This window comes from Amycolatopsis sp. NPDC004169 (assembly GCF_040610315.1).
Lineage (GTDB): Bacteria > Actinomycetota > Actinomycetes > Mycobacteriales > Pseudonocardiaceae > Amycolatopsis.
Genome location: NZ_JBEXMD010000019.1, coordinates 76,468 through 102,026 on the forward strand (window position 1 = coordinate 76,468; position 25,559 = coordinate 102,026).

Genomic DNA, 25,559 nt, shown 5'->3' on the forward strand with positions numbered 1-25,559 from the left:
GGCTCAGGCGCAACTGGGCTGCCCCGGGCAGCTCCGCATCATCCGGATGATCGGCGCGGCCGGGATCGTCCCGTCCGCTCCCGGCATCCCCTGCGGCCAGGAAATCGACAGCGCCACCGACGAAGAGTTGTTCCGGTAGTTCGTCTCCAGCAGGGTCCGGTCCCCGTTCACCGTGTTCACCAGGTCGTACGTCCCGGTCGGGACGTGGGTGATGTCCAGCCACTGGAAGTCGACCGTGTACTTGTAGTCGTCGCCCGAACCGACCGAAATGCCCTCCAGGACCTCGAGCACCGTGGGCTCGTGGTGGCGGCACATGTTCTCGCGCAACGTCTCGGCGAGGTCCGCGTCCGGGCCGCTGTCGCCCGGGACGTTGGCCAGCCGGTCGGCGTCGTGGACCTCGAAGCGGTCGCCCAGGCAGAAGCCGTTCTTGCGGTCGGTCACGATCGTCTTGCCCTGGCGGGAAACCAGCGAGAAGTGCTCGAAGTTCATCAGGTGCCAGTGCTGGTGGGCCAGCGCCGGCTCGTAGTACGTGTACGCCCCGGTGGCCCGCTGCGCCGCCGCGTAGCTGCCCGGGATCGCGCCGTCCGTTCCGTTGCGCAGTGCTTGGCGGACCGTCATGTTCGCCTGCTTCGTGCTGTCACGACGGCCGTACAGCAGCAGCGGTCCGTCGCCGACGTTCTCCTCCGAGCTGGTGAACCGCAGCCGGACCGCCTTCGCCACCGACGGGGCGACGCAGCGGCCGTTGGGCGCCGCCGGGTCGATCACCAGGCAGACGTCCCAGGCCGTGCACAGCGGGAGTTCGCCGGAACTGCCGCCGGCGCACCCCGGCGGCGCCTGCCGGAGGTCGGGCAGCAGGAGGTTCGGGGCCGCGTCGGCCCGGGGCGCGGACGCGGAAACGACGGCCGTGAGCGCGGCGAGCGCCAGTACCGCGAATTTTCTGAACAACAGCGGGGCCGTCCTGTCCGGTATTCCGATCGCGCTCATTCTAGGGCGTCCGCATTTCCGCCGGACGACACCGCGGTGTCACACGATCGACTGAGTCTCCCCCGGTTTCCCGGCTCCGGTCAGTAGCGTGCGGCGAACTCACCGCCCGAAAGGACCGCACCGCATGTCGACGACCACCGCAGATTTCCGCGCCACCCGTTCCCCGGCGGCCGGGGACGCCGGAACCGGTGAGGTCACGCTGGTCTGCGGCACCCGGCCGGAACTGATCAAGCTCGCGCCGCTGATGCGGGCGTTCGGCGACGCCTGCGCGGTCGTCTACACCGGACAGCACTACGACCGCTCGCTGTACGCGCGCATCCGCGCGGACCTGCCGCCGTCCGACCGGTTCCACGAACTCGGTGTCGGCGCCGGCCGCCGCGGTGGCCAGCTCGGCCGGACGGTCAGCGCGGTCGACGAAGTGCTGGCGGACCGGCCCGGCCGGGTGGTGGTCGTCCAGGGCGACACGACGTCCGCGCTCGCCGGCGCGCTGGCGGCCAACGCGCACGACCTGCCGCTGGTGCACGTCGAAGCCGGGCTGCGCAGCCACGACCGGGCGATGCCGGAAGAGCACAACCGCGTGCTGATCGACCACCTCGCCGACCTCTGCTGCGCGCCGACCGAGCTCAACCGGGCCCAGCTGCTGGCGGAAAACGTGCCGGACGAACGGATCGCCGTCACCGGCAACACCGTCGTCGAAGCACTGCAGGCCGCGCTGCCGCCCGCCGAGGACCGCCGGGCCGTGCTGGCGGCCCGCGGGCTGGAGCGCGACCGGTTCGTGCTGGCGACGATCCACCGCCCGGAGAACGTCGACGACCCCGCGCGGCTGGCGGTGATCCTGCGCGAGCTGGGCCGCCTGCCGCTGCCGGTGGTGTTCCCGCTGCACCCGCGCACGGCCAAGAGCATCGAGGCGGCCGGCCTGCGGCCGCTGCTCGACCCGCTCGTCGAGCTGGAACCGCAGGCCTACCCGGCGTTCCTGGCGCTGGCCGCGGAGGCGGCGGTGCTCGTGTCGGATTCCGGTGGCATCCAAGAGGAAGCCAGTGTCCTCAAGCGACCGGTGGTGGTGGTCCGGCGCAGCACCGAGCGCCCCGAGATCACCGGGACGTTCGGCACCCGCGTGCTGCCCGGGCCGTCGATCGGGACGGAGGTCGCCCGCTGGCTCGACGACGTGGCCGGCCACCGCGAGCGCCTCCGCCACCTCCCGTCCCCCTACGGCGACGGGTCCGCCACGGCGCGGATCGTGACGGCGCTGGCGGCCCTCCTCGATCAGCGGGCCGGCGCGACCGCCGGCTGATCCGCCACCAGGCTCACCACGTCGTTCGCCAGCCGGACGCTGGAGTTCCAGCTCGTCACGTCCGGGTAGACGTGGGCGGTGGTGGCCAGCAGGACGCCGGTGCCGTCCACCGTCACCGGCGGGCGCGCCGCCAGGTAGCCCAGCGGGTACACCGGTTCGACGAACGGGGCCTTGAACACCCGGACCTCCTCGATGCCGTCCGCACCGAGCTCCGGGTACAGCCCGCGCAGCTGGGCCGACCAGCGGGCCGCGATCGCCGCGTCGTCGTCGAGGTACAGCCGCGAGCCGCGGTCGGTGTAGTGCATGACGTACACGAGGTGGCGGCCGTCGTCGGCGCCGGCCAGCGCGGACATCGACACGACGCCGTCGAACTCCGTTCCCGAGTGCAGCACCGGCGTCCAGTAGTGCTCGGTGACCGGCCTGCGGAGGAAGAACACTCCGGTGACCACGCCCTGGTAAGGCAGCTCCGTCTCCGGCAGCCGGGCGGCGAGCGCGTCGTCCGCGAGGTGCCGGAGCAGGGGCAGCGGCACGGTCGAGATGACCTGGTCCGCGTCGAGGACTTCGCCGCCGGCCAGGGTCAGCACCGACCGGCCCTCCGTGCTGGACAGCCGCTCGACCGGCGTCGACGCGCGCACCACGCCGCCCGCCCGGGTGATCGACGCCTGCAGCGCGTCGATGATCGCCTTGTAGCCGCCGTCCGGGTAGCCGCGGGTGGCGACGTTGCGCTCCCGCCCCAGCCGCTGCCACAGGTACAGCGCCGGGACGTCGCCGAAGGCCGGCCCGAACTTCGAGCCGAACATCGGCGCGAAGAGCCGCTCCCACACGACGTCGCCGTAGAGCCCGCGCAACCAGTCCTCGGTGCGCAGCGTGTCGAGGTCGCGGCCCCGCCCCAACCGGCGCAGCAGCAGGGAAACCACGCCGAAGCGCACCCGGTCGGGCAGCCGCAGCGCCGGGAACCGCAGCAGGTCGAGCGCGGAGTTGAACGGGTGGTGGCGCCCGTCGACGACCATGCCCATCGTCGTTTCGCGCCACCGCACCGCGTCCCGCAGGCCGAGCTCGCCGAGCAGGGCCAGCAGGCTCGCGTCCGAAGGCATGATGCAGTGGTAGAAGCGCTCGAGCCACCGGTCGCCGTGCGCGAAGAACGTGCCGAGGCCACCGAGCTGGTCGCTGCTTTCGAGCAGGGTCACGCGGGTGCCGCGGCGGGCGAGGCGGTGGGCGGCGGCCAGGCCGCAGATGCCGCCGCCGATCACGGCCACGTGCGGGGAGTCGGGAGGGGTCACCGGGTCACAGCTTCCGGTAGGGCGCCGGGCTGAGCCGGTCGCGGGCGAGCAGTTTCAGGTATTGCACGACGGTCCGCCGCAGCTTCAGCTTGCTCGGCCCCTGCTTGCGGTCGTACCGCAGGGCCAGCGGGACCTCGGTGATCACCGGGCGGCAGTGGCGCAGCTTGAGCAGCAGCTCCACCATGCAGGCGAAGCCCTGCTCCTCGATCAGCCGCTCGCCCCAGTGCGCCGAAGCCCGCGCCAGCAGTGACGCCCGGTAGGCGCGGTAACCGCTGGTGAAGTCCCGGACGCCGTCGACGTCGAGGGCGCGGTGGAACAGCTGGGCCGCGCCGCGGGACAGCAGCCGCCGCCCGAACGGGGCGGTCCGGTCGTCGCCGCCCGGGACGAACCGGGAGCAGATGGCGACGTCGGCGCCGGCGGTGATCTCCGCCTGCAGCGGGCGGATCAGCGCCGGGTCGTGCGTGTCGTCGGCGTCCATCACCACGACGACGTCGTCGGGGCCCGCCTCCTCCAGCGCCGCGCGGAGCCCGGACAGGACCGCGCGGCCGAGCCCGAGGTTCACCAGGTGCCGCACGACGCGGACGTCGAGCCCGCCGTAGCCGGCCTCGGCCACGGCGACCGTGGCGTCGGCCGAGCCGTCGTCGACCACCCAGACGGTGACCTCTTCGGTGCGGGCCACGTCGGCGAGCCGGCGCAGCAGCGGCGGCAGGGACGCCTCTTCGTTGAACGCGGGCAGCACGACGTGCGCCCGTCCCCCGGTCCGGGCCCCTGCGGGATCCGGTCCGGTGCGGTCCGGTTCGGACAGTGTGGCCAGGGTGGTCTCTTCGCGCGCCACGGTTCCCCTCGTCTCGGTTGTCCTCGTCGTCGCCCATCACCCGGAAGGAATCGGGTTTGGTGGGGCCGTCGAGTCCTATTCGGCTATGTTGTGTGGTTTCTTTAGTGGCCCCGGAAGTCCCCCGGAAGGAAGCGCGTCATCAGAACTACTTGGTGTTTCCAGAAATCACCGGATCGGGTCGCTCACGCGCCCCGATCGAGTGCATTTCCGGGACTTCGCGGGAAAATTCACTCGATCGTGCCGGTGTTGCCTCGAATGGCTGAGTCGTGCTGAAAGCGAGAATGGAATCGTCATGTCAAGTAGAGGTCGAGGCCGGTGACTGAACTCAGAGACACGGTCGTCACCGAAGCGGTGCCGGCACAGCGGCGCGTCCGCACGGGCGAGCGGCCGCGCGACGCCGTGCGCGCCCGCCCGTTCCTCGCCCGGGTCAACGCCGTCGCCGTGCTGCTGGTCGCCGTCGACGGCGCCGCCTGGCTGACCGCGGTGCTGCGCACCGGGCCCGGCCCGGCGTGCGCGGCGGTGACCGCGGCGGCCCTCGCGGGCGCCCGGGTGGCCGGCCGCGTCCACCGCCGCCGCCTCTGGCTGTCCTGGCTGCAGGACCTGCCGCGCTCGGTCACCGCCACCGCGCTGGCGTTCGCGCTCGTCACCGGCTTCGGGCTGGTGTCCGGGATGGACGGTGACGACACGGCGCGGATGCAGGAAGTGGTGCTGTGCTTCGCCGTGCTCAGCGAAGCCGCCCGCCCGGCGGTCTTCGCGTTCGGCCGGTGGGGCAGGCGGCGGTTGCGGCGCTGCGACCGGGCCGTCGTCGTGGGGTCCGGCCGGATCGGCGGCGAGCTGGTCCGCACCATGCTGGAGCACCCGGAGTTCGGGCTGCTGCCGGTCGGCGTCGCGGCGTCCGGGCCGGACCCGGTGCCGCCGGGGCTGCCGGTCGAGCGGATCGAGGGCGACCTCACCGGGGCCATCGCCCGGCTGCGCGCGGGCACGGTGATCCTCGCCCCGGCCGACGAATCGGACGGCGCGATCGTCGACGCCGCCATCACCGCCCACCGCCTCGGCTGCGTCACCCTCGTGCTGCCGCACCTGTTCGAGCTCTGCCCGGACGGGCCCGGTGTCGACCGGCTCCGCAGCTACCCGCTGGTGTGGCTGGGTGGCGCGCCGACCCGGCGGCCGAGCTGGTGGGTCAAGCGCGCCGTGGAGACCGCGCTGGCCGCGGCCGCGCTCGTCGTCCTCGCCCCGGTCATCGCGGTCTGCGCGCTCGCGGTCGCCCTGGAGAGCGGGTTCCCGGTCTTCTTCCGGCAGGTCCGGGTCGGGATGGACGGCGGCACGTTCGTGCTTTTCAAGCTGCGCAGCGTGCGGCAGGCCGCCGTCGACGATTCGCAGACGCGCTGGTCGGTCGTCGGCGACCACCGGGTCGGCCCGGTCGGCCGCTTCCTCCGGCGGTCCTCTTTGGACGAGCTGCCGCAGCTGTGGAACGTCGTGCGCGGCGACATGTCGCTGGTCGGCCCGCGGCCGGAGCGGCCGGTGTTCGTCCACGAGTTCTCCGCCGTCCACGACCTGTACTGGGCCCGGCACCGGGTGCCGACCGGGCTGACCGGGCTGGCCCAGGTGCACGGCCTGCGCGGGGACACCTCGATCGCGGACCGGGCGCGCTACGACAACTACTACATCGCGAACTGGTCGCTGTGGCTGGACGTCAAGATCGTCATCCTCACGGTGGGAGAACTGCTGTGCCGAAGGCAACGCTGATCCGGCGGCACCCGGTGGTGTCCTGGACGTCCGCGGCCGTGCTGCTGGCGAGCTGCCTCGCGGGCTGCGTCGCCAGCTCGGCGCAGGAGCTCGCCGCTCCGCCGCCGAAGCCGCTCGCCCCGTGCGCGTGGTGGTACGGGATCGGCAAGCCGCCGACTTCGCAAGAGATCGAGCAGGCGGCCAAGCGCTACCAGGTCGTCGTGCTCAACGCCGACCAGGGCACGGCCATGCGCCGCCTGCACCAGCTCAACCCGCGGGTGAAGGTGCTGGTGTACAAGGACCTCTCCAGCACGCGCAACTACCCGGGCGCGGTCGACGGCGGCCAGGACGCGGTGTTCCTGCCCAGCGGGATCGGCTACGTCGCCGCGCAGGAGACCCACCCCGAGTGGTTCGCGCTGGACGTCAACGGCAAGCGCATCGAGTGGCAGGGCTACCCGAAGCACTGGCAGATGACGGTCTGGAACCCGGACTACCAGCAGGCCTGGACGGACGCCGTCGTCGCCGAAGTGAAGCGCGAAGGCTGGGACGGCGTCCTCGCGGACAACGACTTCAACTCACTGAGCCACTATTCGTCCGCGGTGCTCGCGGGCACGGCGAACGTCGCGGAGACCGACCGCAAGCTCCGCGACGGCCTGGACGCGTTCCTGGCCAAGGCCGGCGACGCGCTGACGAACGCCAACAAGCTGCTGGTGCCCAACGTGTCCGAGACGCACCTGGTGCCGGGCCGCTGGACCGCGCACTCGCGGTTCGGCGGCGCGATGGAGGAGAACTTCGGCTTCCGCGAGAACGGCGGCACCGGCGGCCTGCTGACCTTCCGCGGCAACGAGTTCCAGGAGCTGCGCGCGCAGGCCGCGCTCGGCGAGTCGCTGCTGCTGCTGGTGACCAGGACGCACAACGCGCGCGAGGAGCGGTCCGGGTACGCGAGCGCGGCCCTGCTCGCCGGGCCCCGCACGTGCTGGACGCGCGCGACGACCGACGACTACCGCACCCCGGAGTGGTCGTCACTGCAGGACAGCGGCCTCGGCGAGGCGGTCGACGCGGCCAGCCGGCTGCCGAACGGCGTCTGGAGCCGGACGTTCAGCCACGGCTGGGTCGCGGTCAACCCGACCGCGACCCGGCAGACGGTGGTGCCCCCGGACGGCCTGATCGCGCCCGGCGCGCCCCCGCCCACGACGACGCCCACCACGGCTCCCCCGGCCACCCGGACCACAGCGCCCACCATGGCGCCCACCCCGGCTTCGACCTCGCCTTCCCCGTCGACGTCGGCTTCGCCCACCACCACGACCACGCCCGCCCCACCGCCGATCACGCTGGAGGCCGCGGACGCGGTCGTCCTGATCGACCCCCAGCAGCTCGTGAAGCGCGGCGCGTGGCGGGTCAGCCGCGACGAGTTCCGGGTCGGCAGGCTCTGGGCCCGGTGACCGGCCCTACCAGGGACGGCCCGCGGTCAGGCGGGCCGTGAAGCCGGTCTCGTCGCGGTGCAGCGCCACCTCACTGCAGATCTGGTGCGCGATCCACAGCCCCCGGCCGCCGACGCGGCGCTCCGCCGGCAGCAGCCCGGCGAACGGGTCCGCCGGGCCGGGGCCCGCGTCGTGCACCGAAACGACCATCTGCCCGGCTCCGGCCCAGATGCGCACCCGGACCGGCGGCCGGCCGTGGCGCAGGGCGTTGTCCACGATTTCGCTCACCGCCAGCACGAGGTCGTCGACCTCGGCCGCGGGCAGGTCGACCGGCGCGGTGGCCAGCACCGCCCGGCGGGCGTCCCCGGGACTCGGGTCGGCGAGCTCGGCCCGCGGCGCCGTGTGCTCGATCGGGAGCGGCGTCATCGGCCGCGGGCCGGTCAGGAACGACAGCGGGTCGACGTAGCCGGTGTTGGCCTCGTGGCCGCCGGGGGTGGCGACGAAGGGGTGCGTCCTGGCGACGTCGTCGAGCACGTGCCCCGGGGTCGTGCGGGTGTCGTAGGCGCAGACGCTGCGCAGCGGGAACTCGCCGTAGGCGTGGTTGACGGCCGCCTCGTAGCGGGCCCACCAGTCCCAGGACGTGTCGATCGCGGCCGGCGGGATCTCGCCGAAGATGCTGATGCCCGCCGCGCCACCGGCGACGAACCCGGCCAGCAGCTCGCGGTAGGACCTGATCGCCGCCGCGGGCCGCGCGTACAGGTCGCGGGTGGACAGGTACTCGACCCGCGCGGACGGCGGCAGGGCGGCGCGCACCAGCTCGGCGCGCTCCGGCTCCAGCGACACCAGCGTCGGCTCGCCGGCGGCCAGCCCGCGCTCGAGGAACGGCACCGCGACGGCGAGCAGCTCCTCGTCACCGCGGTAGTGGACGGCGGCGTGGTCGTAGCCGGGGACGGCGGTCATGCCGCACGCTCCACGCGCACCCCGGGCAGCTCCAGCAGCTCGACGATCCGGGCCGGGGTCGACAGCCGCGTCCGCAGCACGACCGTGGTGGCGTGCCGCTCGGCGTAGCCGGCCAGTGCCATCAGGCTGCGGTGGTCGACGAAGTCGAGGCCGGTGGCGTCGATGGTGGTCGTCCCGTCCTCGGAGCGCAGCCCGGCGCGCTCCAGCGCCTGCGGCCAGAGCCGGCGGGACTCCGGGCCCAGTTCACCGTCGAGGGCCGCCGCGCTGCCGTCCGCGGTGTGCCCGTGCAGGTGGAACGGCGACCCGCCCGCGTGGGCGGCCGGGTGCATGCACGCGAGTTGAGTGACGACCTCGTCGCCGAGCTCGCCGGCGTCGTAGGCGCACATCGCCGACATCGGGTGGCCGGCCATGTAGTGGTCCACCAGGTGCTGGTAGCGGGCGAAGGCGTCCACCTGGGCCGGCGTGCGCACCAGCGACGTCACGTCGGCCGCGACCCGCAGCCCGGTGAACCCGGCCGCCAGCGCCTCGGACGTCGCCGCGGCGTAGTGCTCGACCTGGCCGGCGGGATCGACGACGGTGCCGCTCGGGTAGGCCGCGTCGACCGAGGCGACCTGGACGGCCCCGCGCTCCAAGCCCTGGTCACAGCGCTCGTCCGCGCGCAGCTGCCCGGTCAGCACGGCCTCGTCACCCCGGGCGACGTAGAGCACCCGGGCGCCGGCCGTCAGGCCCTCGGCGAGGAAGTCCTGCGCGTGGGCCACGAACTCGCCGCGCGCGCGGAAGCTCAGGCACACGTGGTCGCGGACCCGCGCGGGCGGGCCGTCCGCCCGCTCGGTCGGCATCAGCACGGACCTGAGACTACGCCGACGGAGGAGTTCCGGGGGTGGCCGCCCGTGCGCCGGGGTCCCGGACCTCGGCCGCCGGTTTCGCGCACACGCAGAACAGGTTGCCCTCCGGGTCGGCCAGGACGACCCAGTCGTCCGCCGGGTCGTCCTCGACGTGGCGGACGAACCGCGCGCCGAGGCCGATCAGCCGGTCGACCTCGTGCTGCTGGTCGTCGGTGTAGAGGTCCAGGTGCATCTGCTCACGCGTGGCGACCGGCGTCGAGGACCGCTGCAGCGAGAGGTTGACGTACCGGCCGCGCAGCAGGCGGAAGGCGTCGTCCTCGGACACCGGCTCGAGGTCCAGTGCCGCGGACCAGAAGCGGGTCATCGTGTCGAGGTCGGTGCAGTTGATCACCGTGCTGCCCAGCCTGATCGCCATGGTCGCCTCCCGCTCGCGTGCGGGCCGGTTACCCGTCACCCCGCCATCGCGAAACCCGGGTGCGGCGGCTGGTTGTAGGCCGTGTTCTGCCAGGCCACCGCCTCGCGGTACTGCCGGTCCTGCATCAGCGACACGTGCGAAATGCTCGTCGGGTCCGTGGTCGAGAAGATCCGCAGCGCCCGGTCGTCCGAAGTCGGCCAGACGACCTCCTCGCGCCAGTCGCCGAACAGGTCGGCCTGCAGCGACGGGGTGCTCTTCGTGCCGTTGTTCGCGTGCACACCGGAGGCGGTCAGCAGCCGGGTGTCGGCCGCGGTGCCGTACTTGTCGATGTGCGTCCCGTCCAGGAGCTCGCGCTGGGCGTCGCCGTCCCACCAGATGACGAAGTTCGCCGACGACGGCTTCCGGCCGATGGTCTGGCCGCTGGTGTTCAGCAGCCCGGACACCGCGGACGACCACGACTCCGCGCCCGGGCTGCCGGCGTAGACGTCGTCCGAGACGCCGCGGCCGTTGTCACAGGTGCAGGAGGCGTTCTGCCAGATGACCTGGCCGGTCTTCGCGTCGGCCATCCAGGCGGCCGGCTTGCTCTTGTCTTCGTCCACCTTGAACTCTTCCAGGCCGGGCCGCGCCGGGATCAGGTCACCGACGTGCATGGCGTCGCCGTGCCCCAGCCGCGTGTTCCACAGTGGACTTCCGGTGTCGTCGACCGCCATGGCGCCGAAGACGATCTCGTCCCGGCCGTCGCCGTCGACGTCGGCGACGGCCAGCTGGTGGTTGCCCTGGCCGGTGTACTGCGCGCCGGCCGAGTTCGAGTCGAACTTCCAGCGCTCGGTCAGCGCGCCGCCGCGGAAGTCCCAGGCCGCGATCACGGTCCGGGTGTAGTAGCCGCGGCTCATGACCAGGCTCGGGTGGACGCCGTCCAGGTAGGCCGTGCCGGCCAGGAACCGGTCGACGCGGTTGCCGTAGCTGTCGCCCCACGAGGACACCGTGCCGCGCGGCGGGTCGTAGTTCACCGTGGCCGCGGCTGCACCGGTCTGGCCGTTGAACACGGTGAGGAACTCCGGCCCGGACAGGACGTACCCGCTGGAGTTGCGGTAGTCGGCGCTCGCGTTGCCGATGACCTGGCCGGTGCCCGACCTGGTGCCGTCCGCGGTCTTCAGCGCGACCTCGGCCCGGCCGTCGCCGTCGTAGTCGAAGACCTGGAACTGCGTGTAGTGCGCCCCGGCGCGGATGTTGCGGCCGAGGTCGATCCGCCAGAGCCGGGTGCCGTCGAGCCGGTAGGCGTCGACGTAGACGTTGCCGGTGTACCCGGACTGCGAGTTGTCCTTGGCGTTGGTCGGATCCCACTTCAGCACGAGCTCGTACTGGCCGTCGCCGTCGAGGTCACCGGCGCTGGCGTCGTTGGCGGTGTAGGTGTAGGTCTCGCCGGCCGGGGTCGTGCCACCGGACGGCGGCTGGATCGGCACGTCCCGGGTGTTCGCGGCGAGCCCGCTGGTCAAGCTCAGCGACTCCTCGGCGGCGAAGGCCGACACCCGCTCGACGCCGCCGGTCACCGCGCGCACGGTGTACCGGGCCCCGGCGGGCGCGCCCGCGTCCACGAAGTTCGTCGGGCCGGTCACCGGGGTGGCGGTCACCTTGGTGCCGTCGCGGTAGACGTTGAACGCCACCCCGGCCGGGTCGTCGGCGAGCAGGCGCCAGGCGACGGTGTTGCCCTGGGCGGTGTGGACGCTGACCACGCCGCGGTTCAGCCGGTCGACCTGCGGCGCGGCGGCCGCGCTCGCGGCCGGTGCGGGAACCAGCGCGGCCACGAACAAGCCGACGGCGATGACCGCTCGCTGCCTGATGGGCATGAGGACTCCCTTGTCCCGAACGAATACAGTCCTAAATGGATTGATACAGCTCTTTCCCGACTGGGAGCGCTTCCACAGTAACACGGCGGAGCCGGGCGGAACACCGGCAGCGAGCCGGAAAGCGGGCGACCTGCTTAACGTTAAGTTCCGCGGTGGCCGGCTCCAGAAAGCGTTTTCTGGTCTGTCGGGCGCGGAAGACCGCCACCCCTGCCGGGTGAGGACCGTTTCCGCGGCGCTCGTCGTGGGTATCACCCCCTCTGCCGGTAACCGACCATGCGTGCGTGCGCACTGCGCGAGGTGAGGTCATGGTGACGACGACAGGCGAGAGCTTCCCGCTTCCGATCAGCATCGAAGACACCGACGTCGACCAGCTGGAAGCAGCCGTCGGCGTCCTGCGGGCCCTGGACTACCGGCAGGGCGGCGGGTTCTGCCGCGACGCCGTCCGGGTGGTCAAGACGGCGAGCCTGCTGCTGCACTGGGGCACCGTCCCGCAACCGTTGCGCGCCAGGCTGTCCACGGTGCTGGCCGACGTGCACAACCTGCTGGGCTGGACGGAGTTCGACATCGGCCGCGACGAGGCGGCCCGGCGCCGGTTCGAGCGCGCGCTGGAGATCGCGGCCGAAGCGGGCAACGACAACCTGCTGGCGAACATCCGCTACCGGCTCGGCCGGGTGCACCTGCACCGCCACGACGCCCGCGGCGCGCTGGCCGAGTTCGCCAGGGGCCGGGAAGCCGCCGTCCGCTCGGATTCCGGCCGGGCACTGGCCATCCTCGCGGCGAACGAGGCGTGGGCGTTCGCGATGGCCGGCGACGAGCGGCCGGCCCTGACCCGGCTGGCGGAGGCCGAGGCGGCCTTCGCCACGGCGGGCTCCTGGCCGGAGCCGAGGCCGTGGGAGGCGTTCTTCCGCGAGACGGACATGGCGGCGATGCACGGCACGGTGCTGACCGAGCTGGCCACCGCGGTGGCCGGCCGCTACAGCGGCGAAGCGATCACCCAGCTGACGTCGGCGGCCGGCGGCTACGGCGCGGACATGGCCAGGAGCCGGTCGTTGACGCTGGTCATGCTGGCCCAGAACCACGCGCTCCGAGGCGACTTCGACGAGGCCACCCGGATCGGCGGGGAGGCGGTCGACCTGGCCGCGCAGGTGGGCTCGGTCCGGCCGAAGGACCGGCTCGCGCCCCTGGAGCGGCTGCTCACCGCGCACCGCGGCGACGCGGCGGTTTCGGGGCTGGCCGACCGGATCGGACGGTACCGCTCGGAGCCGCTGGGCTGAGCCCGCCCACCGGGGCGACCGGCCGGGCAGGCGGGCCCGATCCGGCCCCAGGACCGGCCGGCGCGGCTGCTCACGGTCCTGAACCGAGCCCGCCCACCTCCGACGCGAACCCCTCGGCCGGACGACCCCGGCGACGACCGATGTTTCGCCGTCACGCGACCGGGGTACCTGCGATCCGGACCGACCCGTCCCGTGCTCGAGAAGGGATCCCAGCATGCACCCCAAGGGTGATCGTGACCGCTGACGGCAACCGCGTCCGGCCCCAGGACCTGCTGCGCGTGACGGCCCACCACTCCGGCCGCGCGGTCGTGCTGGCCGCGGTGGGCGAGGTGGACCTGCTCAGCGCGCCCGTCCTGAGCGACAGCGTCACCACCGCGCTCGCCGACGCGCCGGAACTGCTGGTGATCGACCTGTCCGAGGTGTCCTTCCTGGCCTCCATCGGCATCACGACCCTGCTCGAGGCGCGGCACGCGGCGGGCACCGGCACCCGGGTCCGGGTGGTCGCCCCCGAACGCGGCGTCGTCAACCGCACCCTCCAGCTGACCGGCCTGCACGAGACGCTGGCCCTCGCCACCACCCGGGACGAGGCGCTCACCGGCTGAACCGCGCCGCGACGGTGCGGAAGACCTCCTTCGGCTCCCAGGCGAGCCCCGGGTACGCCGTGCCGCTCCGCCCGGCGAGGACTTCGACCAGGCCGTAGCTCGCCAGGTCCAGGTCGCGCCGCGGGTCCGGATCGGACGGGTATTCGTAGCCGGCGAAGGTGAACCAGAACGCGCCGTGCACGCCCTCGGCCTCGAAGACGTCCATCAGCTCGGTGAAGTACGCCGCCTGGCCGGCCTCGTCGCGGACGTAGTCGCCGTTCAGCGCCCGCGGCTCGGCCTCGAAGTCGACGATCAGCCAGCCGGTGCCGCCCGCGTCGGCCGCGCCCCGGTGGGTGCAGCAGCCGAATTCCGTGACGACCAGCGGCTTCCCGCGGCTCGCGTGATCACGAACGAGCTGGGCGAAGCCTGCGGCGTTGCCGGCCGAGCGGTACAAGTTGACGGCCGCGAAGTCGAACTCCGCCCAGTCGATCTCCTCCCACTCCCCGGCGGCGTAGGTGAGCTTGCCGCCGAAGTGCGCCCGCGCGGCCGCGGCGATCTCACTCAGCACCGTGCCGAAGTCCCACTCGTGGGAAAACCCGGCCCAGGCGGCGGGGTCCGCCGCGTTGCGCAGGCGCTCCATCAGGACCGCGCCGGGCACGAAGCCGGTGCAGAACAGGGACATCTCGCAGCCGAGCACGAGCACGGTCTCGGGGTCACGCGCCCGGATCTCCTCCGCCCGCCGCGCGCACTCGGCGAAGTAGGGCGTCAGCTGCGGCGGCGTGAGGTCCATCGGGAACGGCGAAAACCACACGCGCAGCCCGGCGTCGACCGCGGCGTGCGCCGCCACGGTGAGGCGCTCCGGGTCGTCGCCGGTGATGCGGACCGCGTCGCAGTGCAGGTCCGCCGCGATGATCCCCAGTTCGCGGCGCACGACCGCGGGCTCGAACCCCCGGCGCGACCGGTCGCCGACCGCGCCGCCGAAGCCGGTGTCGTAGTTGATCCCCCTGAGCTGCATCGGCCCCTCCCCCGGATGCGCGGCCTGCCACCCGGAGCCGCAGGAACGCGCTCACCAGGGTGTCGATCGTCCGCGCGGCCATTGTCGCGGTACCGGTACGTCCTGGACAAGGATGGTCTGCTCGGCGGCTTCGCCCAGCGGCGCAGCCGACCACCTGCCCACGCCCGGACCGGGTCGGTGGCAAACTGTCGCGATGACCGGCACGTCGTTTTCCGTCGTCACCCGCACCACGGAGACCGGCGCGGTGGTGACCGTCACGGGCGAGATCGACGTGGCGACCGCGCCCAGTCTCCGCACCGGGCTGCAGGACGTCGCACTCGAGCCCGGCCACCGGCTGGTGGTGGACCTGGGCGGGGTGACGTTCTGCGACTCCAGCGGGATCTCCGCGCTGATCACCGCCTACAACGTGGCCAAGGCCGCCGGGGCGGACGTCGCGCTGGCCGCGGTGCCCGCCCGGCTGAGCCGGACGTTCGGGCTGATCGGCCTCGCGGACTTCTTCCCGACCTACCCGAGCCCCGAAGAGGCGCTCGGCGGCTGACGGTCCAGCTCGGCCAGCACCGCGCGGATCGCCGGACTCTCCTCGGCACTGCGCCGCCACACCGCGTGGACCTCCCGCTTCGGCGGCCGCCGCAGGGGTCGCGCGAGCAGCTCCGCGCCCAGCGGCGGCCGGGCGAGCCGCGGGATCAGCGCGACCACCCGCCCGGAGGCCACCAGCGAAAGCTGCGTCGCGAAGTCGTCGACCAGGTGACGCACGTCCGGTTCCGTTCCCGCCGCGGCGAACAACCGCCGGAACCACTGGTGGCACACGGTTCCCGGCGGGCTGGTCACCCACGCGTGCCCGGCCAGCGCGGCCTCGTCGAGCGGCGTGGCGGCCTCGGCCAGCGGGTGGGTCCGGCCGACGACGACGTCACCGACGTCGGTGTGGAGCCACCGCCGCGCCAGCGACGGCGGCCACGGGGCAGGCAGCAGGCCGTCGGCGTCGTGGACGAGGGCCAGGTCGGCCGTGCCCGCGCCGACGCTGTGGAGTGCCTCGCCGGGGTCCTGCTCGGTGAGTTCGACGCGCAGCTGCGGGCACCGCGCCGCGAGCGGGGGCACGACGGGCGCGAGCAGGCCGCGGATCGCCGTCGAGAAGGCCACCACCCGGAGCGTGCCGCGCGGCGCGCCCGCCGACACCGACCGGGCGGCCTCGGCGCAGCGCTCCAGCGCCTGGAAGACCTCCGGCGCCGAGTCGGCGATGGCCTGCCCGGCCGGGGTCAGCACCACCCCGCGGCCCGCCGGCGCCAGCACCGGGACACCGACCTGGCGTTCGAGCCGCTTGATCTGCTGCGAAACGGCCGACGCGGTGAACCCGAGCTCCTCGGCGGCTCGCGCCAGCGTCCCCAGAGCGGCCACCGCGCGCAACGCCCGGAGCGCGCCCACCTCGATCATGAAATCAGGCTACGCAATATCGGCAAAAAAGCATCGCTGGACCGCAGTAATCGGGCCGGGCATCTTCGGGAACATGACCGAATTCGGCACGAACCTCGCCGCGATGGTGACCCCCATGCAGCCCGGCGGCGCGCTCAGCGAGCCCGGCCTCGCCCGGCTCGTCGAGCACCTGCTGGCCACGGGCTGCGACGGCCTGGTCGTCGGCGGGACGACCGGCGAGTCACCGACGCTGTCCGAGGCCGAAGCCGCGGGCCTGGTCCGGGCGGCGGCAGCCCGGGTGGCGGGCCGAGCCCGGGTGATCGCCGGCGTCGGCACGTACGACACGGCGTCGAGCATCCGCCGGGCCCGCGAAGCCGAGGAGGCGGGCGCGGACGGGTTGCTGCTGGTCTGCCCGTACTACTCCCGGCCGACGCAGGAGGGCGTGCTGGCTCACTGCCTGGCGGTGGCGGACGCGACCGAGCTGCCCGTGATGCTCTACGACGTCCCGGCGCGAACGGGGGTGGCGATGGCGCCGTCGACGCTCATCGAGCTGGCCGGCCACCCCCGGATCCGCGCGGTCAAGGACGCGAAGGGGGATCTGTTCGAGGCGATGGCGGTGATGTCCCGGACGTCGCTGGCGTACTACTGCGGGATCGACGAGCTCAACCTGCCGTACCTGGCTTGCGGGGCGGCGGGGTTGGTCAGTGTGGTGGCCAATGTGGCGGCCGACCGCACGGCCTCGCTGATCCAGGCCGTCGGCGACGGTGACCTGGTCAAGGCGCGGGCGGTCCACGAGGGGCTGATCCCGCTGATGGACCGCTTGCTGCGCTCGGGGACGGCTGCGGCGAACACCAAGGCCGCGTTGGCCGAGCTGGGTGTCATCCCGCACCCGAGTGTGCGGCTCCCGCTGCTCGAAGCCGAGTTCCGCCCCTGATCACACGAGTTCCGGCCTCGATCACGCCAGTTCCGCCGTCGATCACGCGATTTCGGTCCAACCCACCAAGCTTGCCCGATTTCGGGCAAGAATTTGGGGTTCGCGACTGGGCAAGGCATGATGGCCCGCGTGGAGGACACCGACATCGTCGAGCGCGTGGCCGCGTCCACCGGGCTGCCGCCCGGGGTCGCCGCCCGGGTGGTCGACGACGTGCTGGCCTTCTACCGGACTCCCACCGAGGACTACGTGCGCCGCCGGCACGCCGAGCTGCAGGCGCAGGGCCGGAAGAACCCCGAGATCTTCCCCCTGATCGCCGCCGAGCTCCGCGGGCGGCTGGTGGCCGCGCCCGTTCTCTCCGAGCGGCAGCTGCGCCGCATCGTCTACGGCTAGGAAGAGGTCACCCCATGTGCGGGATCGTCGGCTACATCGGCGGCCAGAACGCCGCCCCCATCCTGATCGAGGGCCTGACCCGGCTCGAGTACCGCGGGTACGACTCCGCGGGCATCGCCGTCCTCGGCGCGAAAGGCGCGCCGCAGGTCCACCGGGTCGTCGGCCGGGTGCGCAACCTCGCCGCCGCGCTGCCCAAGCGGCTCGCCGGGAAGGCCGGCATCGGGCACACGCGCTGGGCCACGCACGGGCCCGCGTCGGAGGCCAACGCGCACCCGCACTCCTCCGAGGACGGCCGGATCTGCGTCGTCCACAACGGCATCATCGACAACGCCGACGCGCTGCGCGCCCAGCTCGCCGACGCCGGCGTCACCCTCGCCTCCGAGACCGACACCGAGGTCCTCGCCCACCTGATCGCGCGTTCGGGCGCCGAAACCCTCGAAGACGCCGTCGTCGAGGCGGTCTCGCGGGTCACCGGCACCTACGCCATCGCCGTCACCGACAGCGCGCACCCGGACCGGCTGGTCATCGCGCGCAACGGCTCGCCGCTGATCATCGGCGTCGGCGAGCGCGAGATGTTCGTCGCCAGCGACCTGGCCGCGCTGGTGCGGCACACCTCGCAGGTCGCGCACCTCGACGACGGCGAGTTCGCGACCGTCTTCGCCACCGGCTACCGCACCTTCACCGTCGACGAGAGCGACACGACCAAGCCGGCCACCGAGATCGACATCGACGCCGAGGACCTCGACCTGGGCGGCTACCCGCACTACATGGCCAAGGAGATCCAGGAGCAGCCGGAGTCCGTCGAGCGGATCATCCGCGGCCGGCTGGACGACCGGTTCGGCGTCGCCCGCCTGGACGGGCTCAACCTGACGCCGCGGGAGCTGCGCGGGTTCGCGCGGGTGAAGATCCTCGGCTGCGGGTCCGCCTACTACGTCGGCCAGATCGGCGCGACGATGATCGAAGAACTCGCCCGGATCCCGGCCGACGCCGAGGCCGCGTCGGAGTTCCGCTACCGCAACCCGATCATCGAGGCCGACACGCTCTACATCGCGGTCAGCCAGTCCGGCGAAACGATCGACACCGCCTTCGCCGTCGAGGAGATCAAGCGCAAGGGCGGCCGGGTGGTCGGCCTGGTCAACGTCGTCGGCTCGACGATCGCCCGTGCCTGCGAAGGCGGCGTCTACCTGCACGCCGGCCCGGAGATCGCGGTCGCCTCGACCAAGGCGCTGACCAACATGGCCGTCGGGTTCGCGCTGATCGCGCTGGCGCTGGGCCGGGTGCGCGACCTGTCCAATGCGGACGGTCAGCGGATCATCGACGCCGTGCGGGCGCTGCCGGGCCAGATCAAGTCCATTCTGGACTTCGAGCCGGAGATCGCCGAGCACGCGAAGACGGTCGCCGCGGCGAAGAGCCTGTTCTTCGTCGGCCGCGTCCGCGGCTACCCGGTGGCCCGCGAGGGCGCGCAGAAGTTCAAGGAGATCTCCTACCGCCACGCCGAGGCGTACCAGACGTCCGAGCTCAAGCACGGCCCGCTCGCCCTGATCGACGAAGCACTCCCGACGGTCGCGGTCGTGCCGTCGGACGAGCTGACCGAGCGCAACCTGGCCGCGGTCCAGCAGATCAAGGCCCGCGGCGGCGCGGTACTGGCGGTGACCCACGCGAGCGTCGACTTCGGCGAACTCGACGTCCCGCGGATCGTGGTGCCCAAGACCGAGCCGGAGCTCGACCCGATCCTGCTGACCATCCCGCTGCAGCTGCTCGCCTACCACGCGGCGCTGACGCTGGGCTACGACATCGACAAGCCGCGCAACCTGGCCAAGTCGGTCACCGTGGAGTAGGGCCTACTCGCGCTCGACCTTGCGCAGGCCGCCTTCGGGCGTCCACCACTCGACGACCAGGAGGGTCGCCGCCGCGTTCAGGTGGGTGTGCACGACCTCGGCGACGTCCACCACGAACCGCTCGCCGTCCGCGGTGCGCACCCGCCCGGCGATCTTCGCCTCGCCCGGCCACTGCGCCTCGGCGCCCTCCACCGGGTCGACCGTCGCGCTGTGCAGCGCGAACCGCGGGTCCCGCCGCAGGTCCGCGCCCTTGCGCGCGTCCGGCATCGACCCGAAGGTCAGCTCGCCGTCTTCGAAGACCGTCTCGATGCCCGAGATCCGCGGCGAGCCGTCCGCCCGCAGGGTCGCGATCGTCTTGTGCTTGTGCGCGTCGAACAACGCCCGCACCCGCCCCGCGAACTCCGGTTCCGCCGCTTCGAACTCCCGCCACGCCGTCATGCGTCCATGGTCCCGCACCGCAGGCCCGCGACGAGGATCCCGGCCAGCCGCCGCGCGTCGTACTCGGGGTCGGCGTCCGCGCCGATGCAGAGGTTGCCGACACCGCGCATGAGCTCCAGCGGGCGCACCTCGGCCCGGATCTCGCCTGCCGCGACCGCCGCGTCGAGCAGTTCGGCGCACACCGGCACCAGGCGGTCGAGGAAGTAGGCGTGCAGCGACTCGAAGCCGGCGTTGTCGGACTGGAGCACCCCGGCCAGGCCGTGCTTGGTGACCAGGAAGTCGACGAACAGGTCGATCCACCGCGCGAGCGCGGCGTACGGCGAGTCGTTCGCGGCCAGCAGCGCCGGGCCCGCCTCGGTGCAGGCGTCCACCTGGTGCCGGAAGACGGCGATGATCAGGTCCGCCCGGGTCGGGAAGTGCCGGTAGATGGTGCCCATCCCGACACCGGCCTTCGCCGCGATGTCCCGCACCGGCGCGTCGACGCCGGAGGCGACGAAGACGGCGGCCGCCGCGTCGAGCAACGCCTTCTCGTTGCGCCGGGCATCCGCGCGCTTGGGCTTGTCCACGGGTCCTCCTTGCTAAGCGGAGCATTGTTCCGTATCGTTAGCGGAGCAACGTTCCGTTTGCTCATCATGCCACGGAGGCACCCCCATGCAGTACCGCACCCTGGGCCGCACCGGCGTCCAGGTCAGCACCCTCGCGCTCGGTGCGATGAACTTCGGCGCCATCGGGAACACGACGCAGGACGAGGCCACCGCCATCGTCGACGCCGCCATCGAAGCCGGCGTCAACCTGATCGACACCGCCGACATGTACGGCCAGGGCGAGTCGGAGGTGATGGTCGGCAAGGCGATCGCCGGCCGCCGCGACGACCTCGTGCTGGCCACCAAGGCGACCATGCCGATGGGCGAAGAGCGCAACCACCGCGGCAACTCGCGCCGGTGGCTGGTCCGCGCGCTCGAAGACAGCCTGCGGCGCCTCGACGTCGACCACGTCGACCTCTACCAGCTCCACCGCTGGGACCCCGCCACCAGCGACGAGGAAGCGCTTTCCGCACTGACCGACCTGCAGCGGGCCGGGAAGATCCGGTACTTCGGGTCGTCGACGTTCCCGGCGTACCGCATCGTGCAGGCGCAGTGGGCCGCCCGCGAACACCACCTCGGCCGGTACGTCACCGAGCAGCCCAGCTACTCGATCCTGCAGCGCGGCATCGAGGCCCACGTGCTGCCGGTGACCGAGGAGTACGGCATGGGCGTGCTGGCCTGGAGCCCGCTGGCTTCGGGCTGGCTGTCGGGCGCGGTACGCGCGGGCCAGGAGCTCAGCGGCAACCGCGCGAAGGTCCTGCCGCAGCGTTTCGACCTGGACATCCCGGCCAACCGGGCGCGGCTCGACGCCGTCGAGAAGCTGGCCAAGCTCGCCGAGGCGGCCGGCCTCACCCTGATCCAGCTGGCGCTCGGCTTCGTCACCGGGCACCCCGGCGTGACGTGTGCGCTGATCGGCCCCCGGACGACGGAGCACCTGCGCTCGCAGCTCGCCGCGGCCGACGTCGTGCTGCCGACCGACGTCCTCGACGAGATCGACGGCATCGTCGCCCCCGGCGTCGACCTGGCTCCGGACGAGAAGTTCGACACCCCGCCCGCCCTGCTCGACCCGGCCCTGCGGCGGCGCCGATGAGCTTCGGCATCATGACCGCACCGCAGCAGGTCGGTTACGACGAGATCCAGCGCGTCTGGCGGGAGGCCGACGCGGTGCCGGAGATCGAGCACGCGTGGCTGTTCGACCACCTGATGCCGATCGCCGGCGACCCGGGCGGCCCGATCTTCGAGGGCTGGACCCTGCTTTCGGCGCTGGCGGCGCAGACGTCGCGGCTGCGCCTCGGCTTGCTGGTCACCAGCAACCGCTTCCGGCCGCCTGCCATGCTGGCGAAGATCGCCACGACGGTCGACATCGTGTCCGGCGGCCGCCTCGACTTCGGCATCGGCGCGGGCTCCCGGCCCAGCCACCCGCTGGCCCGCCGGGAGTACGACGCGCACGGCCTGCCCTACCACGACCAGGCGGACGCGGTCGCGGCGCTGGCCGAGGCGTGCACGGTGATCCGTCGCTTGTGGACATCCCCGGAGCCGTTCGACTTCGCGGGTGCGCACGTCTCGGTGAAGGGAGCTTTCGGGAATCCCTGGCCGGTGCAGCGGCCGCACCCGCCGATCGTGATCGGCGGCCGGGCGAGCGCAACGCTGCGCGTGGTGGCGGAGCACGCGAACGTGTGGAACATCCCGGGCGGCGGCGACATCGAGGACCTGGCGGGCCGGAGCCGCTTGCTGGACAAGTACTGCGAGGAGATCGGCCGCGACCCGGCGGAGATCACGCGGTCGATCTTCCTGCCGGTGGACTACGAGCGGCCGGCGGTGACGCGGGGGAAGATCGCGGAGGCGGCGGGCGCGGGGTTCGGGCACTTCGTGCTCGGGTTGGCGAATCCGTACCCGGAGGGGGTTGCGGAGTGGGTGGCGGAGGAGCTGATCCGCCGGTAGCGCGGCGGGGTGGGGTGGCCTCCGGCCCCCGGTTGCCAGCTTACCTTGCGGCACCGACAGTTCCGGGCGACGGCGGCTGCGGTCAGTCCGGGTTGGGCTGTGGTCCAGGGTCGGCTCTGGTCAGGCCGGGTCGGGCGGCGGGTTCGACCCTCGTCAGGCCGGAACGGGCGGCGAATTCGACCCTCGTCAGGCCGGAACGGGCGGCGAATTCGACCCTCGTCAGGCCGGAACGGGCGGCGGACTCAGCCGTGGACAAGCCGAGCGGGGCTGCGGGTTCGACCCTGGACAAGCCGGGCCGGGCTGCGGTCAGTCCGGGTTCGCCAGCCGGGCCAGTGCCGAGCGCAGCAGCCGGCGGGTCTCGGGCGGCAGGCCCGCCAGCTTGCGCTCCTCCACCTCGCGGATCGCCGCCCGGACCGCCGCGTGCCGCCGGGTTCCTTCCGGCGTCAACCGGACCACGCGGGCTCGGCGGTCCGCGGGGTCGGGCTCGCGGGCCACCAGCCCCTCCGCCTCGAGGGCGTCCAGCAACGCGATCAACCGCGTCTTGTCGTAGCGGATCTGCTGGGCCAGCACCAGCTGGCTCGGCACCGCCCCGGCGGCCAGTGCCGACAGCACGACGTACTGCCACATCGAGAGGCCGTGGCGGTCCAGCACCGGCCGCTCGGCTTCGGCCAGGCTGCGGCCCGCGCCGGCGCAGAGGGCAGCGAGATCGTCGTCCTCGTTCACCGGCAGGATTTTACGCTTCGGCAAATCATCCGCAGGTGCGATCGTTTGCCACCCCGGCGACGGCCTCTTCGGCGCACTCTCCCCCTCACCGGCAGCTTCCGCCGACACCGATGAGGAGGAAAGCCGGTGAACCTCAGCCCGCCGCGCAGAGGACGCCGTTCACCCTGAACGCCGCCGGGAAGATGTTCGGCCCGCCGTAGTCCGCCGTGAACCCCACATCGACCCCGGACGCCGGCGGGGCCGACGACGACACCGTCACCGTCGTCCCGTTCTGCGCCCACGTCCCGCTCCAGCCACCCGTCAACCGCTGCCGTGCCGTCGGCCAGTCGAACGTCAGCGTCCAGTCGCCCACCACGCCGGTCGCCGTCACGTGGATTCCGCCGACGAAACCGCTCGCCCAGTCGGTCACGTCGGTCATCCGGACCGTGCAGCTGCTCGCCGCCGGTGCGCCCGTCGTCAACGTCAGCGGTGGCGAGGCCGCGGACACGTTGCCCGCCGTGTCGCGGGCCAGCACGTTGACCGTGTACCGGCTGCCCGGCACCAGGTTGCCGACGTCGAACGACGTCCCCGTCGTCTCGCCCCACTGCTCACTCGTCGCCCCGAGCTGCCGGTAGACCTCGTACTTCGCGATCGGGTGGGCGCCCGGCGCGGCCGCCGTCCAGCTGATCGACGCCGTGCGGTCGGTCGCCGTGCCGGTCGGCTGCCCCGGCGCCCCCGGTCCGGCCGGCGCCCCGGCCGCGGGGTGCAGCACCACCGTGGTGAGCGAGTACGGCGGCAGCGTCTGGGAAGTGCTCGTCCCCGTCACCGCTTCCGAGACCGCCGTGGCGCCGTTGGTGAAGGCGAACACCCGTGGCGCGCCCGGGGCCGGCGTGTAGCCCGCGTAGTTCAGCGTCACGGCCCTGGCCTGGTCCGGGTCCTTGTTGAGCAGCAGCACGTCGAGGTCGCCGTTCGGCCGGCGGACGGCGTGCGCGCCGACGAGCGGGTCGTCCGCGGCCGCACGGACGAACTGGTCGCCGGGGTGGGCGAACGTGCTCAACACCTTCAAGCCGTAGTAGGGCGCGAACGGCGTGTTGAGCGGCGGCTCGCAGACGCCGCCGTCCAGGCAGGTGCCGCTGGAGAGGAGGCCGCCGTCGCCGTAATCCGGGTATCCGGCCACAGTGGACAGTTTCGTCGGCCCGTTGTGCGTGTCCCACCAGTCGATCGTGAACACGCCGTTCGCCAGCAGCGAGCTGTAGGTTTCGGCGGCGAACAGGGCGCCGGGCTGGGTGTTCACGCCGACCGGCGTGTTGGTTTCGGTCATCGAGATGCCGATGCGGCCGGAGTTCGCGCCCGCGTACCGCGCGATCTGCTGTCGGGTCAGGTAGATCATGTCGTCGATCTGCTCCGGCTTCGCCAGCGCTTCCGCCGCCGTCGCACCGGTGGGGTACCAGTGCAGGATGACGAAGTCGATGTGCGGGCCCGCGATCGAGAGCACGGTCTGGTTCCAGCTCGCGGTGTCCCCGGAGCCGACGATGGCGTCCGGCCAGTTCGCCGGGGTGGTCAGCACGGCGCCGATCTGCACGCCCGGGTCGACGGCCTTCATCGCGTCGGCGTAGGCGACGACCCCGTTGGCGTAGGCGGCCGGGCTCTTGTCCGCGTGGTCGTCGGCTTCCCAGTTCGCCCCGTAGTGCCCGTTGCCGTAGAGCTCGTTGCCGATTTCCCAGTACTTGACGCCGTACCCCTTGGTGACGTTGGCGTACCGCACCCAGTCCGCGGCTTCCCCCGGCGTGCCGGTGCCGTAGTTGGCGATGATGATCGGCTGGGCACCGGCTCTCCGGACGCCGCCCATGAACGTGTCGAAATCGGTGTTCGGCGCCACGTACCCACCCGGCGCGGTGTTGTCCTTCCAGTGGTAGATGTCGCCGTAGGACCCGCCGGGGTACCGCATGGTGCGGACGCCGGCGGCGCCGAACAGGTCAGCCACCTCGTCGGTTCCCAGCTGGCTGTCCCAGACCGCGTGGTTGATGCCGATCCCGGTGTCCGGCACGGTCGCCAGCCCGGCTCGGGCGTTGACGGTGACCGTCGCCGTGGGCGCGGTCGCCGCCCCGGCGGTCCCGGCCGCCGGGATCGCCGCCGCGAGCACGGCGATCACCGGCCACGCTGCCCAGCGCAGACGTCGAGCTGTCATGAAGGTCCATCCTCACTTCGTCGGGCACGAACGGATGACTGGGAGCGCTCTCAGGAGAGAACCACCGCGTGTCGGGGAAGTCAACGGAAGCCTTCGAATTTTGAGGAACGATCGTTCTTGACTGATCGTTCCTCAAAAGGCTACGGTCGTGGCATGGGCAGGCGAAGGGCGTTCGACGAAGACGAGGTGATGCACGCCGCCGTGGAGCTGTTCGGCGGCCGCGCGTACGACGGGGTGTCGGTCGACGACCTGGTCACCCACCTCGGCGTGCACCGCAACAGCCTCTACAAAACGTTCGGCAGCAAGCGCGGTCTCTACCTGATCGCGCTGCGCCGCCACGTCGCCGACGACGTCCGGCCAGTGGCCGATGCGCTCTCGGCGGCACCGGACGCCGCCGCCGCGCTGCAGCTGGTCACGGCGGCCGACCTCGGCCTGCTGCTGCTCGCGGCGGTCGAACGGGCACCGGCCGACGAGGAGGTGGCCGCCGAGGTGGCCACCGCGCTCGCCGCCCTCGACCAGGCGATCGCCGACGCGCTCGGCGTTCCCCCCGAACTGGCCGCCGCCATCACCGCCGCCGCGCTGGGCATCCGCCTGCGCGGCAACCCCGACGGTGTCGGCGCCGAACTGGCCCGGCACCTCGATCCGCTCGGCTGAAAGGGAAACC

At 72.7% G+C, this 25,559-nt stretch carries 25 protein-coding genes; 12 read left to right on the plus strand and 13 right to left on the minus strand.

What is annotated here, in order from left to right; genetic code table 11:
* Positions 1–3 precede the first annotated feature (3 nt).
* The gene (locus ABZX11_RS25095; protein WP_354916978.1) at positions 4–945 is read right to left on the minus strand and encodes a lysyl oxidase family protein; all 942 of its coding nucleotides are present in this window, start codon (positions 943–945) and stop codon (positions 4–6) included.
* Positions 946–1,108: 163 nt separating this feature from the next.
* Between ABZX11_RS25095 and wecB the strand changes: the two genes are divergently transcribed.
* Entirely contained in the window at positions 1,109–2,275 is a 1,167-nt protein-coding gene (gene wecB, locus ABZX11_RS25100; protein WP_354916981.1) for a UDP-N-acetylglucosamine 2-epimerase (non-hydrolyzing), read from the plus strand.
* Here wecB and ABZX11_RS25105 read toward each other — a convergent pair.
* Both ABZX11_RS25105 and ABZX11_RS25110 read right to left on the minus strand, forming a co-directional pair.
* Positions 2,248–3,555: an NAD(P)/FAD-dependent oxidoreductase gene (locus ABZX11_RS25105; protein ID WP_354916984.1), complete on the minus strand. Its 1,308-nt coding sequence runs from the start codon at positions 3,553–3,555 to the stop codon at positions 2,248–2,250. The genes wecB and ABZX11_RS25105 overlap by 28 nt on opposite strands.
* Positions 3,556–3,559: 4 nt before the next feature.
* Entirely contained in the window at positions 3,560–4,390 is an 831-nt protein-coding gene (locus tag ABZX11_RS25110; RefSeq protein ID WP_176175504.1) for a glycosyltransferase, read from the minus strand.
* Between the two features lie 315 nt (positions 4,391–4,705).
* On the opposite strand from ABZX11_RS25110, the gene ABZX11_RS25115 reads away from it, so the two are divergent.
* Both ABZX11_RS25115 and ABZX11_RS25120 read left to right on the plus strand, forming a co-directional pair.
* Positions 4,706–6,136 carry an exopolysaccharide biosynthesis polyprenyl glycosylphosphotransferase gene (locus ABZX11_RS25115; protein WP_176175503.1) on the plus strand — a complete coding sequence of 477 codons (1,431 nt, stop codon included), beginning with the start codon at positions 4,706–4,708 and terminating at the stop codon, positions 6,134–6,136.
* The gene (locus tag ABZX11_RS25120) at positions 6,118–7,557 is read left to right on the plus strand and encodes a putative glycoside hydrolase family 15 protein (RefSeq protein WP_354916988.1); all 1,440 of its coding nucleotides are present in this window, start codon (positions 6,118–6,120) and stop codon (positions 7,555–7,557) included. Before ABZX11_RS25115 ends, ABZX11_RS25120 begins: the two co-directional genes overlap by 19 nt.
* Positions 7,558–7,563: 6 nt before the next feature.
* On the opposite strand, the gene ABZX11_RS25125 is transcribed toward ABZX11_RS25120, so the two are convergent.
* From ABZX11_RS25125 to ABZX11_RS25140, 4 genes are read right to left on the minus strand one after another with little or no spacing between them, the layout of a single operon-like run.
* Complete coding sequence (locus tag ABZX11_RS25125; RefSeq protein WP_354916991.1) at positions 7,564–8,496, minus strand: sensor histidine kinase; 933 nt, start codon at positions 8,494–8,496, stop codon at positions 7,564–7,566.
* A complete protein-coding gene (locus tag ABZX11_RS25130) occupies positions 8,493–9,335 on the minus strand; it encodes an MEDS domain-containing protein (RefSeq protein ID WP_354917139.1) in 843 nt (280 codons plus the stop codon). The genes ABZX11_RS25125 and ABZX11_RS25130 overlap by 4 nt, the downstream gene beginning before the upstream one ends.
* 16 nt (positions 9,336–9,351) lie before the next feature.
* Positions 9,352–9,756 (minus strand): VOC family protein, encoded by a 405-nt coding sequence (locus tag ABZX11_RS25135; protein WP_354916994.1) that lies wholly within the window; start codon positions 9,754–9,756, stop codon positions 9,352–9,354.
* Positions 9,757–9,791: 35 nt separating this feature from the next.
* Positions 9,792–11,603 carry a rhamnogalacturonan lyase gene (locus tag ABZX11_RS25140; RefSeq protein WP_354916997.1) on the minus strand — a complete coding sequence of 604 codons (1,812 nt, stop codon included), beginning with the start codon at positions 11,601–11,603 and terminating at the stop codon, positions 9,792–9,794.
* A 305-nt stretch (positions 11,604–11,908) separates the two neighbouring features.
* Here ABZX11_RS25140 and ABZX11_RS25145 point away from each other — a divergent pair, with 305 nt between their 5' ends.
* Positions 11,909–12,877, plus strand: coding sequence for a tetratricopeptide repeat protein (locus ABZX11_RS25145; protein ID WP_354917000.1), 969 nt, complete (start codon positions 11,909–11,911; stop codon positions 12,875–12,877).
* 233 nt (positions 12,878–13,110) lie between these two features.
* Positions 13,111–13,479 (plus strand): STAS domain-containing protein, encoded by a 369-nt coding sequence (locus ABZX11_RS25150; protein WP_254897202.1) that lies wholly within the window; start codon positions 13,111–13,113, stop codon positions 13,477–13,479.
* Here ABZX11_RS25150 and ABZX11_RS25155 read toward each other — a convergent pair.
* Positions 13,469–14,473, minus strand: a complete 1,005-nt coding sequence (locus ABZX11_RS25155; RefSeq protein ID WP_354917003.1) for a hypothetical protein — start codon at positions 14,471–14,473, stop codon at positions 13,469–13,471. The two genes, ABZX11_RS25150 and ABZX11_RS25155, sit on opposite strands and share 11 nt — an antisense overlap.
* Before the next feature lie 193 nt (positions 14,474–14,666).
* Between ABZX11_RS25155 and ABZX11_RS25160 the strand changes: the two genes are divergently transcribed.
* A complete protein-coding gene (locus ABZX11_RS25160; RefSeq protein WP_176175495.1) occupies positions 14,667–15,011 on the plus strand; it encodes an STAS domain-containing protein in 345 nt (114 codons plus the stop codon).
* Here the strand turns inward: ABZX11_RS25160 and ABZX11_RS25165 are convergent.
* Positions 14,978–15,901 carry a LysR family transcriptional regulator gene (locus ABZX11_RS25165; RefSeq protein ID WP_354917006.1) on the minus strand — a complete coding sequence of 308 codons (924 nt, stop codon included), beginning with the start codon at positions 15,899–15,901 and terminating at the stop codon, positions 14,978–14,980. The two genes, ABZX11_RS25160 and ABZX11_RS25165, sit on opposite strands and share 34 nt — an antisense overlap.
* Positions 15,902–15,974: 73 nt before the next feature.
* Here ABZX11_RS25165 and dapA point away from each other — a divergent pair, with 73 nt between their 5' ends.
* The 3 genes from dapA (at position 15,975) to glmS (ending at position 19,042) form a co-directional block, all read left to right on the plus strand.
* The gene (gene dapA, locus ABZX11_RS25170; RefSeq protein WP_354917009.1) at positions 15,975–16,814 is read left to right on the plus strand and encodes a 4-hydroxy-tetrahydrodipicolinate synthase; all 840 of its coding nucleotides are present in this window, start codon (positions 15,975–15,977) and stop codon (positions 16,812–16,814) included.
* 117 nt (positions 16,815–16,931) lie between these two features.
* Positions 16,932–17,204, plus strand: a complete 273-nt coding sequence (locus ABZX11_RS25175) for a hypothetical protein (protein ID WP_086842019.1) — start codon at positions 16,932–16,934, stop codon at positions 17,202–17,204.
* A gap of 14 nt (positions 17,205–17,218) precedes the next feature.
* Positions 17,219–19,042: a glutamine--fructose-6-phosphate transaminase (isomerizing) gene (glmS, locus tag ABZX11_RS25180; protein WP_354917012.1), complete on the plus strand. Its 1,824-nt coding sequence runs from the start codon at positions 17,219–17,221 to the stop codon at positions 19,040–19,042.
* A gap of 3 nt (positions 19,043–19,045) precedes the next feature.
* On the opposite strand, the gene ABZX11_RS25185 is transcribed toward glmS, so the two are convergent.
* Positions 19,046–19,480 carry a pyridoxamine 5'-phosphate oxidase family protein gene (locus ABZX11_RS25185; RefSeq protein WP_176175491.1) on the minus strand — a complete coding sequence of 145 codons (435 nt, stop codon included), beginning with the start codon at positions 19,478–19,480 and terminating at the stop codon, positions 19,046–19,048.
* The gene (locus ABZX11_RS25190) at positions 19,477–20,046 is read right to left on the minus strand and encodes a TetR/AcrR family transcriptional regulator (protein WP_176175490.1); all 570 of its coding nucleotides are present in this window, start codon (positions 20,044–20,046) and stop codon (positions 19,477–19,479) included. Before ABZX11_RS25190 ends, ABZX11_RS25185 begins: the two co-directional genes overlap by 4 nt.
* Positions 20,047–20,131: 85 nt before the next feature.
* Between ABZX11_RS25190 and ABZX11_RS25195 the strand changes: the two genes are divergently transcribed.
* Positions 20,132–21,154: an aldo/keto reductase gene (locus ABZX11_RS25195; RefSeq protein ID WP_354917016.1), complete on the plus strand. Its 1,023-nt coding sequence runs from the start codon at positions 20,132–20,134 to the stop codon at positions 21,152–21,154.
* Positions 21,151–22,005 (plus strand): LLM class flavin-dependent oxidoreductase, encoded by an 855-nt coding sequence (locus ABZX11_RS25200; protein ID WP_176175488.1) that lies wholly within the window; start codon positions 21,151–21,153, stop codon positions 22,003–22,005. The genes ABZX11_RS25195 and ABZX11_RS25200 overlap by 4 nt, the downstream gene beginning before the upstream one ends.
* 306 nt (positions 22,006–22,311) lie before the next feature.
* Here the strand turns inward: ABZX11_RS25200 and ABZX11_RS25205 are convergent, their stop codons facing one another.
* Entirely contained in the window at positions 22,312–22,728 is a 417-nt protein-coding gene (locus ABZX11_RS25205) for a MarR family transcriptional regulator (protein ID WP_176175487.1), read from the minus strand.
* A 133-nt stretch (positions 22,729–22,861) separates the two neighbouring features.
* Entirely contained in the window at positions 22,862–24,895 is a 2,034-nt protein-coding gene (locus ABZX11_RS25210) for a cellulose binding domain-containing protein (RefSeq protein ID WP_354917020.1), read from the minus strand.
* Positions 24,896–25,048: 153 nt separating this feature from the next.
* On the opposite strand from ABZX11_RS25210, the gene ABZX11_RS25215 reads away from it, so the two are divergent.
* Positions 25,049–25,549 (plus strand): helix-turn-helix domain-containing protein, encoded by a 501-nt coding sequence (locus ABZX11_RS25215; RefSeq protein ID WP_354917023.1) that lies wholly within the window; start codon positions 25,049–25,051, stop codon positions 25,547–25,549.
* Positions 25,550–25,559 lie beyond the last annotated feature (10 nt).

Bases quoted from the DNA above. Each gene is read 5' to 3' on its own strand.
- ABZX11_RS25195 (WP_354917016.1), top strand. From the start codon at position 20,132: ATGCAGTACCGCACCCTGGGCCGCACCGGCGTCCAGGTCAGCACCCTC.
- ABZX11_RS25185 (WP_176175491.1), bottom strand. From the start codon at position 19,480: ATGACGGCGTGGCGGGAGTTCGAAGCGGCGGAACCGGAGTTCGCGGGG.
- ABZX11_RS25130 (WP_354917139.1), bottom strand. From the start codon at position 9,335: ATGCCGACCGAGCGGGCGGACGGCCCGCCCGCGCGGGTCCGCGACCAC.
- ABZX11_RS25155 (WP_354917003.1), bottom strand. From the start codon at position 14,473: ATGCAGCTCAGGGGGATCAACTACGACACCGGCTTCGGCGGCGCGGTC.
- ABZX11_RS25160 (WP_176175495.1), top strand. From the start codon at position 14,667: ATGACCGGCACGTCGTTTTCCGTCGTCACCCGCACCACGGAGACCGGC.
- ABZX11_RS25200 (WP_176175488.1), top strand. From the start codon at position 21,151: ATGAGCTTCGGCATCATGACCGCACCGCAGCAGGTCGGTTACGACGAG.
- ABZX11_RS25140 (WP_354916997.1), bottom strand. From the start codon at position 11,603: ATGCCCATCAGGCAGCGAGCGGTCATCGCCGTCGGCTTGTTCGTGGCC.
- ABZX11_RS25165 (WP_354917006.1), bottom strand. From the start codon at position 15,901: ATGATCGAGGTGGGCGCGCTCCGGGCGTTGCGCGCGGTGGCCGCTCTG.
- ABZX11_RS25175 (WP_086842019.1), top strand. From the start codon at position 16,932: ATGATGGCCCGCGTGGAGGACACCGACATCGTCGAGCGCGTGGCCGCG.
- ABZX11_RS25125 (WP_354916991.1), bottom strand. From the start codon at position 8,496: ATGACCGCCGTCCCCGGCTACGACCACGCCGCCGTCCACTACCGCGGT.
- ABZX11_RS25145 (WP_354917000.1), top strand. From the start codon at position 11,909: ATGGTGACGACGACAGGCGAGAGCTTCCCGCTTCCGATCAGCATCGAA.
- ABZX11_RS25210 (WP_354917020.1), bottom strand. From the start codon at position 24,895: ATGACAGCTCGACGTCTGCGCTGGGCAGCGTGGCCGGTGATCGCCGTG.
- glmS (WP_354917012.1), top strand. From the start codon at position 17,219: ATGTGCGGGATCGTCGGCTACATCGGCGGCCAGAACGCCGCCCCCATC.
- wecB (WP_354916981.1), top strand. From the start codon at position 1,109: ATGTCGACGACCACCGCAGATTTCCGCGCCACCCGTTCCCCGGCGGCC.
- ABZX11_RS25215 (WP_354917023.1), top strand. From the start codon at position 25,049: ATGGGCAGGCGAAGGGCGTTCGACGAAGACGAGGTGATGCACGCCGCC.
- dapA (WP_354917009.1), top strand. From the start codon at position 15,975: ATGACCGAATTCGGCACGAACCTCGCCGCGATGGTGACCCCCATGCAG.
- ABZX11_RS25135 (WP_354916994.1), bottom strand. From the start codon at position 9,756: ATGGCGATCAGGCTGGGCAGCACGGTGATCAACTGCACCGACCTCGAC.